The organism is Tsukamurella paurometabola (genome assembly GCF_900631615.1).
Classification (GTDB): Bacteria; Actinomycetota; Actinomycetes; order Mycobacteriales; family Mycobacteriaceae; genus Tsukamurella; species Tsukamurella paurometabola_A.
The window spans coordinates 4,218,786-4,231,276 of record NZ_LR131273.1 but is presented as its reverse complement, the minus strand read 5'-3'; the positions used below and the strand labels follow the sequence as shown (position 1 = coordinate 4,231,276).

Below are 12,491 nucleotides of genomic sequence, written 5' to 3'. Positions count from 1 at the left end.
GTGCGGGGCGGGCCTCACAGGGTCGACAGCCACAGGCCCCAGCGCGGATCGTTCATCTTCAGGCGCGACCGCATGAGCTTCCACGCGCCGTACTTGTGGTAGTCGAAGTCCCACGCATCGGTGAGGCGCTGATTGACGCAACCCCACAGGCCCCACTTCAGGTCGGCGAGCGCGCTGAACACTTCGACGCGCGCGACCGTCGCGAAGTCCGCGCGGCCGTAGAACTCCTCGACCATCTCGTGGACCCGGACGTCGTCGTAGAACATCTCGGTGACCAGTACTGCTAGCTCGTACGCTCGCTCGTTGTCCGAGGCGAACTCGTAGTCGACGAGCTTCATCGGCCGGGTCGGGTGGTACAGGAAATTGCCGGGCATCGGGTCGTTGTGGCACGGGACGATGTCGAGCCCGCCGGCCAGAAGCGCGGCCCGCGCCGCCCGGTACTCCGTGAGGAGGGCACCGGTGAAGGCCGGTAGGCGGACATCGAGCTCGGCCGCCTGGGCAAGGTGCTCGTCGATCATGTCGAGGACCGTCTTGCGGTGGCCGAGCGGCCCGGACGCGTGCAGGGTGCGGTAGAGCCCGACGATCTCCAGTGGGACGTCGGCGCGCTTGAGATCGCCGTTGGTGCAGGCGGCGTACCCCTCGAGGAACTCGACCACTTCGACGCCCGTGGCGGAGTCGAAGAACACGATCTCCGGCCCGATGCCGAGGGCGCCGGCGCGTTTTCCGGCCTCGTCGGTGACGCCGCGGTCGATGAACGCCTCGCTCCCCGCGCCCGGGAGTTTGAGGAAGTACCGGCGGTCGGTGCCGGACACGGTGATCCGCCAGTTGCTGTTCTGCAGGCCGCCGGCGACGGGTGCGTAGTACAGGTCGCATCCGCGCCACGTTTCGATGCCCGCCAGGACGCACTCGACGGCGCGCTCGGCATCGGTGCGCGCGGTGCCCACGGCGCGGTCGTCGGGTTCGGGGAAGGTGGACGGGGCGCTCGTCGCGGGAGTGGGGGTGTCGGTCTTCATGTGGAACCGCTGTTCCTTTCTGTCCGGTGTCGTCTCTGTCCGGCGTCGTCGGTCAGACGGAACGGACCTGGTCGTCGAAGCGGGGATCGCGCAGTTGGGCGCGGGCGCGGAGGAACTGCCAGTCGGCGAACTTGGAGTACTCCTGCGTCGCCGGTCGCACCGCGTCGCAGTACGAACCGATGAGACCCCACCGCACCTGATCGGCGATGCCGTAGGCGCGTGCCCTGGCGAAAGCGGCGCGGTCGAAGGCGCCCCAGGCCCGTTCGAAGAGCGCCTCGGCGTCGCTCTCCAATGGGGCCAGTTCCGCCAACATCGAGCCGATGTCCTGCAGCGGGTCCGCGTCCGCGGCGCAGTCGAAGTCGACGAGAAGCAGACCGCCGTCGTCGGTGACCAGCACGTTGGAGACGTTGGCGTCGCCGTGGATCGGCACCCGGTCGAAACCCGCTGCGGTGATGGCGGATTCGGCCCGGTTCAGCAGGCGCAGCATCCACGGAAGGTCCGCGGGCAGAGCCGCACCCGCGCGACTGGCGGCGGCCGCCGCGGTGCGGATGTCGTCGAAGACGGTGGCGGAGCGGCCGGTCGGAGGCAGCCGGTGGACCGCGCGCCGGACCTCGATGAGCCGACCGAGCCGGTCGGGGGCGTCGAACAGGTCCAGGTTCGCGGTGTGCGCCCGGTCCGTGTAGTCCTCGGTGATCAGGATGCGCTCGGACGGGTCGGCGTGGTGGACGCGTGGGCCGATCCCGGCCTTCCCGGCCGCGACGGCAGCGGCGAACGACGTCGTGACGTCGACGTACGCCGCCGTGTGGGGTTCGAGAACCTTCACATGGCATCCGCCCGCGGCAGGCGAACCGGGGAAGGGCAGGGGCACCGACCAGCGCCGGGAATCGGCTCCCCACCAGCTGGGGCTGGCCATCACGGGCTGGGGCAGTGCGCAGCCGGTGTCCGGCCACCACTGTGCGAGGTCGTCGGTGCTCGGCTCGGTCATCGTCACGGTCGGCTCCTTCGTCGTCGTGGTCATCGGGTGCCACCTGCGGTGGCGAACAGGGGCGGGCGGCCCAGGGGCACGGGGCGGCGGGACTCGAGCCAGCGGGTCAGCCGCAGCACCCGCTGGTCGGACAGGCGCGGACCGGTGATCTGCAGGCCCACGGGGCACCCGTCGATCAGTCCGAAGGGAACGCTCGACGCCGGCTGGCCCGTCTGGTTGAACCATGCGGTGAACGTGCAGTGGGCGAGCGGATGAGCAGCGTCGATACCGGCGCTCTCGGCGGCGAAGCCGGGCTCCGGGATCACCGGCGCGAGAACGAAGTCGAACTGCGCGGTCGCGGCCTGCATGGCCGCCTGGGCGCCGTCGACGATGCCCAGGTCGCGCGCGTGGTCGGCGGCGGAGTACCCGGCCGCGGCCGCGGCCCAGCCGGCGACCGCCGGGTGCACCAGCTCCCGCTTCTCGGGGACGATGCCCTCCCATTCGGTGCGGGCCCGGACCTGGAACACGCGGTCGAGCGCGTCGCTCGGCTCGACGCCGAACGGTGCGGTCAGTACTCGCACGTCCGCGCCGCCCGACGCCAGGGCGTCCGCGGCGGACTGCAGGATCTCGCGGACCCGCGGGTCCAGCGGGAACCGCGGATCGACCTCGGTGAGCATGCCGATCCGCAATCCGGCCGGGGTCAGCTCGGCGTCGAGCCCGTCGGGAGAGTCCGGGCCGAGCGCGAGCGCATCGCGCGGGTCGAAGCGGGCGATCACCCGGTAGAGGTCGATCGCCTCGTCCACGGTGCGCGCCATCGGCCCGGGCGAGCGGGTCGTCGACGCCGGCAGGTGTGGGATCCTGCCTTGGGTGGGCTTGAGGGCGACCACGCCGCAGTGGCCCGCCGGCAGCCGGACGGAGCCGGCGATGTCGGTGCCGACGGCGCCGAACCCGATGCCCGCGGCCAGAGCGGCGCCCGCGCCGGCGGACGAGCCGCCCGTGTTACGGCTGGTGTCCCAGGGGTTGCGGACGACGCCGTACAGCGAGCTGACTCCCGCGGCCATCATGCCGAAGTCCGGCATCGTGGTCTTCGCCACGATGACGGCGCCGGCCTCCTTGAGGCGCGCGGCGGGCGGGGTGTCGACGGTCGTGTCCGGGACGTCCGTGTGCGCGGCACTGCCGTGGCGCCACGGGGTTCCGACCGCGTTGATGCTGTCCTTGATCGTGACGGGCAGACCGTCGAGGTCGCTCAGCGGCGCGCCCGCGACCCAGCGGGACGCGCTGGCTTCGGCGGCGGCGCGCGCCGCCCGGTCGTCGCGGTGCGCGATGGCGTTGATCGCGGGATTGCGTTCGTCGATCCTGTGGAGGGTGGCATCGAGCAGGTCGACGGGGGTCAGGTCTCCGGTGCGCAGCCGGGAGCGGATCTCGGCGGCGGGGAGGTCGAGGAATTCGGTCATGTGGTGCTCCTACGCTCCGAGGGTCTGGGGGACGGACGTGACGAGCTGTTCGGCGATCGAGCCGAGGACGTCGACACCGGCGAGAAGATCACAGTCGCGGGTGAACTCGTGCGTGGAATGGGAAACCCCGTCCACGCTCGGGACGAACGCCAGGATCGTCGGCACCACCCGGTTCAGGGCGACGGCGTCGTGGCCCGCGCGGGTCAGCAGGTCCCGCACCGGGAGCCCGGCGTCCGCGGCTGCCTTGTGCGTGATCCGCACGCCCGCCGGCCAGAACGGCTCGGCCTCGCGCAGCGTGCAGTCGGTGATCTCCACCGTGGTCTCGCCGGCGGCGGTGATGGCGTCGAACGCGGCGAGCAGCCGCGCGTGCGCCTCGTCGAGCCGCGCGGCGCTGTGGGCGCGAAGATCCACGTGCAGCGTGACGCGGCTCGGGACCACCACCGGCGAGCCGGGTTCGACCCGGATCCGGCCGACCGCGGAGAGAACCTCGTCCGCCGGATAGGCGGCCGCGACCTCGCGGGCCGCGAGGACGACGTGCGCCGCCCCGACAAGCGCGTCGCGCCGGTCCGCCATCGACGTGGCGCCGGTGTGGCTCTGTTCGCCGTGCACCACCACCGTGTACTTGCGCACCGCCCAGTTCGCCGCCACCGCGCCGATGCGGTCGCCGGAGTCGTCGAGTTCGCGGCCCTGCTCGATGTGCAGTTCCGCATAGGCGGCCGCGGTCGGTCCGGCGTCGTCGCCGCGCATACCGGTCGCCGCGAGCGCCTCCGCGACGGTCACGCCGTCGAGGTCGGCGGTCGCGAGCATGCGCTCGGTGTCGAGCCCGCCGGTGAAGCAGCTGGACCCCATCACGCTCGGGGTGAACCGGGCGCCCTCCTCGTTGAACCAGTCCACCACCGCGAGGTTGAGGCGGGGCGCCGTCGTTCCCGCGCGGACCGCGCGGTCGATCCGCGCCGCCGCGTGTGCGGCGGCCAGGACGCCGAGGGCACCGTCGAACCGCCCGCCGTTCGGTTGGCTGTCCGAGTGGGAACCGATCAGCACGTACGGCGCGCCGGGCACCCATTCGAACCGGCCGAACAGGTTGCCGATCCGGTCGAAGGAGGTGCGGGCGCCCCATTCGGTCAGGCGCTCGGCGAGCCACCGCCGGGCCTGCGCGTGCGCCGGCGTCCCGGCCAACCGGTGCAATCCGCCGTCGGGCGTCGCGCCGAACCCCGACCAGGTGGCGAAGTCGGAGAGGAACCGGCGGGAGTCGGTGTCGATCGTCTCAGGCATCGGCCACCTCCGGGACAGCCGGACCCGGCTCCGGGCGGGGCTCCGGGCGGGGCTGCGGGCGGCGCACCGGGGCGGCCGCGACGGCGAACATCTCGTCGACGTACCGGCGTTCCTCCGCGGACTGTCCTGTGGCGGCGGAGACCACCAGGAACACGAGGAGGTTCACGGCGAGGCCGACCACGCCACCGGTGAGCGATCCCAGCGCGGGGATGTCGTCGGGGTACATCACGGTCAGGGCGAGCGCCGTGAGGAAGCCGGTCGCCATCCCGGCCAGCGCACCGTACTTGTTGCCTCCGCGCCAGAAGATCCCGAGGAACAGCGGCACGGCGAGCTGCACGATCGACTGGTACGACAGTTGCGCGAGCAGTTGCAGCCGGGGCATGTCGAAGGTGAAGAACGCCACGACCGCAGCGAACGCCATGTAGAGCACCATGCTGCCCTTGGCGACCGCGGTGAGCTGGCGATCGGTCAGCGGCCGCCCCGGACGGTCGACGAGGTCGTTGGCGATCTGCAGCCCGCACACCTGGACACTGCCGTCGATGTGCCCCATCGACGCGGCGAACACCATCGTCACGGCCAGGCCCAGCAGCCACGTCCCGCCCCAGTCGCCGAGCAGCGTGAACCACCCGACCTGGGGCGCGTCATGGACCGCGGGCAACGTGGTGGCGGCGAGACCGACCAGCATGAGCAGCGTGTAGAACACGCCCGAGATCAGGATCGTGCGGATGGTGCCGGCCTTCACCGCCCGCACCCCGGACGCGGTGTAGATGCGTTGGAAGCTCATCGGCCAGCACAGGGAGCCGATGACGCCCGTGAAGATGAGGCTGAACAGGTACCAGGAGCCGTACCCGTCGCCGTCGCCGGGAACGCGGAGTGCCGAATCCGCGAGATGCGCGAGCGTGCCGAAACTGACCGGGCTCCCGGCGATCCCGCTGAGCAGGATCAGGCACACCACCGCGGAGAACCCGTACGCCACGATGCCCTGGAACATGTCCGTCATGATCAGACCCCGCATGCCCATTTTGACGGTCCAGTACTGGCGCACCACGATCGTGACCAGGCCTACGACCAGGCATGTTGTAACCGACCACGCACCGTCGCTGGCCACCCGGAAGATCTCGCCCAGGGCCTGCATCCCGAGGACCACCCAGGGGAACACCGAGACGATGCCGATTGCGCTGGCCATCACCTTTACGCCGCGGGAGCGGAACCGGACGCCCATCAGTTGCGGCTGGCTGCGCAGGTCGTACCGCGCGCCCCAGCGCCAGGCTCGGGTGGCCATGAAGTACATGGCCGCAACGCCGAGCGTGGAGTAGGCGAGTCCGTAGAACCCGAATACGCCGGGGCCCGCGGCCAGACCGAAGAACACGATGAAGACCGCGCCGGGCCACCAGGAGTTGACGTAGCACATCGCCACGTACCAGGGGCCGTAGCTGCGGCCGCCAACCGCGTACTCGTCGAAGCTCGGCTTCGAGGTACGCTGAGTGATGTACAGGATCGCAATGATGCAGGCGTAGAAGGCGCCGAGCATGGTGAGCATGAGGGCCATGTCAGTTCTCCTGCGCCGAAGAGGAATCGGGGACCAGGGACTCGTCGAGCTCGCCCCGGACGTCCTCGACCCAGTACTGGATCCAGAGCCCGAGCCCGACGAGCGCGGCGGTGGCGATCCAGTACACGAGCGACAGCGGGATTCCGAGGATCAGCACCGCTTTGCCGCTGGACCACAGGTACAGTGGCGGAAACAGCGCCAGCACCAGTGCGGTGGCGTAGCCCACTGTGAACAGGGTGGTGAGCACACGCCGATCGAGTGCTCGGATGATGTTCTTCATCAGGAAATTCCTTCGTTGACGAGGCGGAGCACATCGCTGTGGATGTGTCCGTTCGTGGCGATGCCGTGGCCCGAATCGAACCGGTCATCGCCGCGGAGATCGGTGAAGCGGCCGCCCGCTTCGGTGATGATCACGGGCATCGGCGCGAGGTCGTAGGTCTGCGCTGTGTAGTCGACTAGCGCATCCACGTCGCCCGCCGCGACGAGGGCGTATCCGAACGCGTCGCCCCAGGTGCGCAGAACCGCGCCACGGTCATGCAGGCGCGCGATGACCGCGGGGGACCAGTCCTCGAGCCAGGTGGCCATCACGTGGGCGCCGGCCAAGTCGGTCCGGTCGGAGACGTGCACGGGCCGGCCGTTGCGGAAGCAGCCGCGCCCGCGCTCGGCGTGGACCAGGATTCCGAGGCTGGGGAGGTTGATGGCGCCGAAGACGATGCGGCCCTGCACCTCGTGGGCGAGCAGGTTCGCGTAAAGGGGAACTCCGTGTACGAACGATTTCGTGCCGTCGATCGGGTCGATGATCCACCGGTCGCCGGATGTGCCCTCGACGGTGCCGAACTCCTCGCCGACGATGCCGTCGTCGGGGTACAGCGCGGCGAGAGCATCGCGAACGGACGCCTCGGTCTCGCGGTCGGCCCGGGTCACGGGCGATCCGTCGGCTTTGGTCTCGACGTCCAGGCGCCCTCGGTCGAACCACGATCGCGAGATCTCCCCGGCGCTGCGGAGGATGTCGAGCACGGGGTCGGCGACGGCGGATCCGACATCGTCAGTGATCGTCTGCATGGGTGCGGTCCTTCGGGTGGAGGTTTTCCCTGTGCTGCTCAGACGGGCCGCCGAGCAGTGATCCAGATCATGCGCGCGGCCCATTTCTGGTCTCACCGATTTCGCGTTACAGCCATATGACGCCTGGTCAGAGGTAGATTTCCTCCGAGATGTCGGCAACCTTCGGGAGCCCTCTTTGAGAGACGATGCTCGGATTGGTTCACATCGGACGGAGGCGGACGTGACGCTGGCGGACGAGACGGTAGTGACTTTGCGCCGACTCGCGGATGACATCGAGGGGCGCGGCGGTACCAAGCTGCCGCCGGAACGAGAGATCGCTCAGCGGCTAGGGGTCTCGAGAGCAACTGTGCGGCGAGCGATTGATTTGCTCGTCCGCGAGGGGCGCATCAGACGGGTGGTCGGTCGCACGGGAGGGGCCTACCTGGTGCGTAGTTCGGGGGCGGAGGTAACCGGATTCGAACTCCCGTCGGGACGACGGCTGGCACGCGACCTCAATACGGTGCGCGGGGTACCGGAGATGCTGAACCTGCAGGGGTTCGTCGAGGGGACGAGGGTAGTCGACGCTCGCCTCGTTCCGGCGAACGGAGCCGTCGCGCGTGCACTGGAAGTCGACTCCGAAACCGAAGTGCTTTCTCTGTTGCGCGTGCGGTTCGCTGATGCCGACACACTGTCGCTCGACCATGCGTACGTGACGTTGGGCAGGAAGATGATCGGTTGCGACTTCTCGACTTCGCTCTACGCAACTTTGCAGGACCGCTTTGGTGTTCCGATCGTGGCCACCGACGAGATCATCGATACGGTCGGGGCGAATGAACGCACCGGACGATTGCTCGGCGTCCCTCTTGAGGCACCGCTTCTGAGGCTGGAGCGCGTTGGCTACGACGCGCACGACAGACCGACCGAGTACTCGATCGACCTGTTCCGCGCAGATCGCACACGGCTACGTGTCCGAACGACGTCATCCGACACTGAGCCATCCTCACGGGTTAGATTCGGGTATGCAGACCGGTGATGCGCAATCGTCCACCCATCCGCCCCGCCCGGACCGCGACCCGTTCGGCGCACCGTCGGGCGGGCTCGACCGCCGGCGGTTCCTCGCCGGCTTCGGCCTGCTCGCGGGCTCCGCGGTGCTCGCGGCGTGCGGCGTGTCCTCGCCTGGCGGCGGAGCCTCGAGCTCCTCGGCTCGTCCCGCGCGGCCCCTGACGGGGCCCGACATGAGCGGCGCGGCCCCCGGCGTGCGCGTCCAGGACGACCTGTTCCGACATGTCAACGGTGCATGGGCCGACGGCTATCGGATTCCCGCGGACAAGGCCTCGTTCAACACCTTCACCGAGCTGTCCGACCGGGCCCTCGACCAGCTCAAGGCGATCATCGAGGGAATCAAGGATCCGCGCACCCGCAGCGACGAGGCGAAGATCCGCGACGTCTACGACTCCTTCATGGACACGGCACGGATCGATCGGGACGGCGCCGACCCGATCAAGCCCGATCTGGACGCGATCGACAAGGCGGCCGACAAGGACGCACTTCTCGACGTGATCGGAGCGCACGAGAAGCAGGGCGTCAGCGGGTTGGTGGGCTTCTACGTCGACACCGACCAGAAGGATTCGTCGAAGTACGTGCTCAGCCTGATGCAGTCGGGCATCGGCCTTCCCGACGAGGCCTACTACCGCGACCCGAAGTACGCCGAGATCCGCGACAAGTACCGGGCGTACCTGGAGAAGTCGGCCTCCCTCGCCGGGCTGCCCGACGCGGCGGGCGTCGCGGCCCGGGTGCTCGCCTTCGAGACCTCCGTGGCCAAGGGGCACTGGGATCGGGTCCGCTCGCGCGACGCCACGGCCACGTACAACCCGTACCCCTGGGCCGAGCTGTCGAAGCTCGCGCCCGGCTACGACTGGGACCGCTGGGCGAAGGCCGTGGGCATCAAGGCCGACGACGCGAAGAACGTCGTGGTCTCGCAGCCGAGCTTCCTCACCGCCGCGGCGAAGCTGTGGCAGGACACCGACCTGGGCACCCTCAAGGATCACGCCCGGATCCAGGTGATCCGCGCGTACGCGGCGTACCTCGCGGAGCCGTTCGCCACGGCCAACTTCGACTTCTACTCGAAGACGCTCAGCGGCGTCGAGCAGCAGCGCGACCGGTGGAAGCGCGGCGTCGCCGTGGTCGAGGGAGCCCTCGGCGAGGCGCTCGGGAAGCTGTACGTCAAGAAGCACTTCCCGGCGGATGCCAAGCACCAGGCGGAGCAGTTGGTGAACAACCTGCGCAGTGCGTACCGCGCCTCCTTCGAGGACCTCGACTGGATGACCCCGGCCACCCGGCGCGCCGCGGCGGCCAAGCTCGAGAAGATCCGTACGAAGATCGGGTACCCCGAGCAGTGGCGGGACTACGGCGGCCTCAAGACCGACGCGAAGTCGATCGTCGCCAACGTCCGCGCGTCCGGCGAGTTCGAGAACGCCTACCAACTCGCGAAGCTCGCGAAGCCGGTCGACAAGGGTGAGTGGCTCATGACGCCGCAGACCGTGAACGCCTACTACAACCCGGGGATGAACGAGATCGTCTTCCCCGCGGCGATCCTGCAGGCGCCGTTCTTCTCGCCCGACGCGCAGGCCGCGGTGAACTACGGCGGCATCGGCGCGGTCATCGGGCACGAGATCGGCCACGCCTTCGACGACCAGGGCGCCAAGTACGACGGTGACGGCAATCTCAAGGACTGGTGGGAGCCGGCCGATCGCGCCGAGTTCGACAAGCGCACCAAGGCGCTCATCGCGCAGTACGACGCGCTGGTCCCCGCCGGGTTGCCCCCGACGAACAAGGTGAACGGTGGGCTGACCGTGGGGGAGAACCTCGCCGACCTCGGCGGGCTGTCCATCGCCATCGCCGCCTACCGGATCGCCGTCGCGAACCGCGACGCCGGCACCGAGGACGCCGCGCAGGCGAGCGCCGCACCGTCGGCGGAGGCGAGCGCCGCGCCGAGCGCCGGGGTGGCGGCGGACCCGGACCTGACGCCGTTGTTCCTGAGCTGGGGCAGGATCTGGCGGAACAAGGCGCGCGAGGCCTCCGCGATCCAGTCCCTCGCGACGGATCCGCACGCGCCGAACGAGTTCCGCGCGAACCAGGTGGTGAAGAACGTCAGCGCGTTCGTCGAGACGTTCGGCGTCAAGCCCGGCGACAAGGAATGGCTGGAGCCGCAGGACCGCGTCACGGTGTGGTGACGGTCCTCCCGCCGGGCTCGTCGGGCCCGGCGGGGTGGAACCGCCACGTCCAGTCCGCGGCGCGGCGGCGGACGGAGGGGATGCGGGTGACCGGCCACAGCAGGTAGCCGAGCAGCACCGCCCGCAGGTGCCCGAGCGTCGAGTACATGCCGAAGAAGGGCAACGTGAGCCGCACCAGCACCGGCAGAGCCAGCATCGCGACGAGCCGCCAGCGCCACGACGGTATGCGGTAGACGAGCAGTCCGAGCACGCACAGGCTGCCGTAGCTGACGCCGACATCGATCATGCCGCGCAGGTCGAGATCGTCGGTGATGATCCCGTGCGCCAGGAGGCGGTTCGCCGACAGCACCGAGATCAGCGACGCGGTTGCGCTGCCGGCGAAGTAGATCAGCGGCATCCCGATGTGCCCCAGCCATCGTTCGGCGGGCCCGAGCACGAGCACGGTCATCAGCGTCGCGAAGACGATGTCGACGGGCTCGATCCACAGCGCCGAGGTGATGAGCGCCTGCAAGGGGTGCGTGGCGAACCGGTCGAGGTTGGTGCTGTGCACCTGCAGGACCTCGTCGGCGAGACGGTCCGGCAGGCCCAGCAGCATCACCGCGTTGATCGTCACCACCAGCCACAGCACCGCGGCCACCGGGCTCGCGACCACCCACGCCCGCGCGTACCGGGCCCACCGGAGCATCCACTCCGATCCCGGCCCGGCGCGGCGGACGTGAGCGACGGCGGCCCAGAGCAGCGCGACCCCGATCAGGCCGATCAGCAGGTCCATGCGATCAGTACAGCACCGTCATGCGGAGGGACTGCTACAGGCCCATGTCCTTGGCGATGATGGTCTTCATCACCTCGGACGTGCCGCCGTAGATGCGGTTGACGCGGTTGTCGGCGTAGAGGCGGGCGATCGGGTACTCGTTGATGTAGCCGTAGCCGCCGTGCAACTGCAGGCAGCGGTCGATCACGTCGGAGGCGGCCTCGGTGCAGAACAGCTTGAGCGAGGCCGCGTCGGCGGCGGTCAGCTGGCCCGCGTCGTGCAGCTCGAGGCCGCGGTCCACGCTCGACTCCATCGCGTCGACCTTCGCCTTGCACGCGGCGAGCTCGAACTTGCTGTTCTGGAACGACGCGACGGACTTGCCGAAGATGGTGCGGTCCTGGGTGTAGGCCTGTGCGAACCGCACCGCGGCGGCGGCCTGCGAGTACGCGCCGACGGCGATCGACAGGCGCTCCTGCGGGAGGTTCTGGCCGAGGTAGGAGAAGCCCTTGTTCTCCTCGCCGAGCAGGTCCTCGGCGGGCACCTTGACGTCGGTGAAGGAGAGCTCGGCGGTGTCGGAGGTGCGCAGGCCGATCTTGTCGAGCTTGCGGCCGACGGAGTAGCCGTCGAGCGTGGTGTCGACGACGAACAGTGAGATGCCGTGGCGGCGGTCCTCGGGGGTCGACGGGGCCGTTCGCGCGCAGACGATCACGCGGTCGGCGTTGACACCGCCGGTGATGAACGTCTTCGCGCCGTTGAGCACGTAGTGGCTGCCGTCCTCGGAGAGCTTCGCGGTGGTCTTCATGCCGGCGAGGTCGGAGCCGGTGCCGGGCTCGGTCATCGCGATGGCGAACATCAGCTCGCCGGCGGCCATGCCGGGCAGCCAGCGCTGCTTCTGCTCGTCGGTGGCGAGGCCCGTCAGGTAGGGCAGGCAGAGGGCGATGTGCACGCTGGAGCCGCCGAAGGAGACGCCGGCGCGGGCCAGTTCCTCGCTGATGACGGCCTGGTACTTGAAGGACTCGATGCCTGCGCCCCCGTACTCCTCGGGCACCTCGATGCCGAAGACTCCGAGCTCGCCGAGCTTGGGGTAGAAGTCCTTGGGAACGATGCCGTTCGCGTACCACTCGTCGTAGTGCGGCACCACCTCCGCCTCGATGAAGGCGCGGAGGGTCTCGCGGAAGGCCTCGTGATCGGCGGTGTAGACGGTGCGACGCATG

General features: G+C 69.6%; 11 protein-coding genes. 2 read left to right on the top strand and 9 right to left on the bottom strand.

Features of this window, described 5'->3' with window-relative positions; translation table 11 throughout:
* Positions 1 to 14: 14 nt before the first annotated feature.
* From ELY19_RS21080 to ELY19_RS21050, 7 genes are read right to left on the bottom strand one after another with little or no spacing between them, the layout of a single operon-like run.
* Entirely contained in the window at positions 15 to 1,013 is a 999-nt protein-coding gene (locus tag ELY19_RS21080) for a choline kinase family protein (RefSeq protein WP_126198227.1), read from the bottom strand.
* 52 nt (positions 1,014 to 1,065) lie between these two features.
* Complete coding sequence (locus tag ELY19_RS21075) at positions 1,066 to 2,031, bottom strand: phosphotransferase family protein (protein WP_164711674.1); 966 nt, start codon at positions 2,029 to 2,031, stop codon at positions 1,066 to 1,068.
* A complete protein-coding gene (locus ELY19_RS21070) occupies positions 2,028 to 3,431 on the bottom strand; it encodes an amidase family protein (protein ID WP_126198225.1) in 1,404 nt (467 codons plus the stop codon). Before ELY19_RS21070 ends, ELY19_RS21075 begins: the two co-directional genes overlap by 4 nt.
* 9 nt (positions 3,432 to 3,440) lie before the next feature.
* Complete coding sequence (locus ELY19_RS21065) at positions 3,441 to 4,703, bottom strand: Zn-dependent hydrolase (protein ID WP_126198224.1); 1,263 nt, start codon at positions 4,701 to 4,703, stop codon at positions 3,441 to 3,443.
* Complete coding sequence (locus ELY19_RS21060; protein ID WP_126198223.1) at positions 4,696 to 6,252, bottom strand: sodium:solute symporter family protein; 1,557 nt, start codon at positions 6,250 to 6,252, stop codon at positions 4,696 to 4,698. Before ELY19_RS21060 ends, ELY19_RS21065 begins: the two co-directional genes overlap by 8 nt.
* A gap of 1 nt (position 6,253) precedes the next feature.
* Entirely contained in the window at positions 6,254 to 6,532 is a 279-nt protein-coding gene (locus ELY19_RS21055) for a hypothetical protein (protein WP_126198222.1), read from the bottom strand.
* Complete coding sequence (locus tag ELY19_RS21050; RefSeq protein WP_164711673.1) at positions 6,532 to 7,314, bottom strand: inositol monophosphatase family protein; 783 nt, start codon at positions 7,312 to 7,314, stop codon at positions 6,532 to 6,534. Before ELY19_RS21050 ends, ELY19_RS21055 begins: the two co-directional genes overlap by 1 nt.
* 220 nt (positions 7,315 to 7,534) lie before the next feature.
* Here ELY19_RS21050 and ELY19_RS21045 point away from each other — a divergent pair, with 220 nt between their 5' ends.
* Positions 7,535 to 8,326: a GntR family transcriptional regulator gene (locus ELY19_RS21045; RefSeq protein ID WP_126198220.1), complete on the top strand. Its 792-nt coding sequence runs from the start codon at positions 7,535 to 7,537 to the stop codon at positions 8,324 to 8,326.
* The gene (locus tag ELY19_RS21040) at positions 8,313 to 10,526 is read left to right on the top strand and encodes a M13 family metallopeptidase (protein ID WP_227967003.1); all 2,214 of its coding nucleotides are present in this window, start codon (positions 8,313 to 8,315) and stop codon (positions 10,524 to 10,526) included. The genes ELY19_RS21045 and ELY19_RS21040 overlap by 14 nt, the downstream gene beginning before the upstream one ends.
* On the opposite strand, the gene ELY19_RS21035 is transcribed toward ELY19_RS21040, so the two are convergent.
* Positions 10,513 to 11,298, bottom strand: a complete 786-nt coding sequence (locus ELY19_RS21035; protein ID WP_126198219.1) for a rhomboid-like protein — start codon at positions 11,296 to 11,298, stop codon at positions 10,513 to 10,515. The two genes, ELY19_RS21040 and ELY19_RS21035, sit on opposite strands and share 14 nt — an antisense overlap.
* A 34-nt stretch (positions 11,299 to 11,332) precedes the next feature.
* On the bottom strand, positions 11,333 to 12,490 hold the full coding sequence (locus tag ELY19_RS21030) for an acyl-CoA dehydrogenase family protein (RefSeq protein WP_126198218.1): 1,158 nt from the start codon (positions 12,488 to 12,490) through the stop codon (positions 11,333 to 11,335).
* Between the last annotated feature and the right edge of the window lies 1 nt (position 12,491).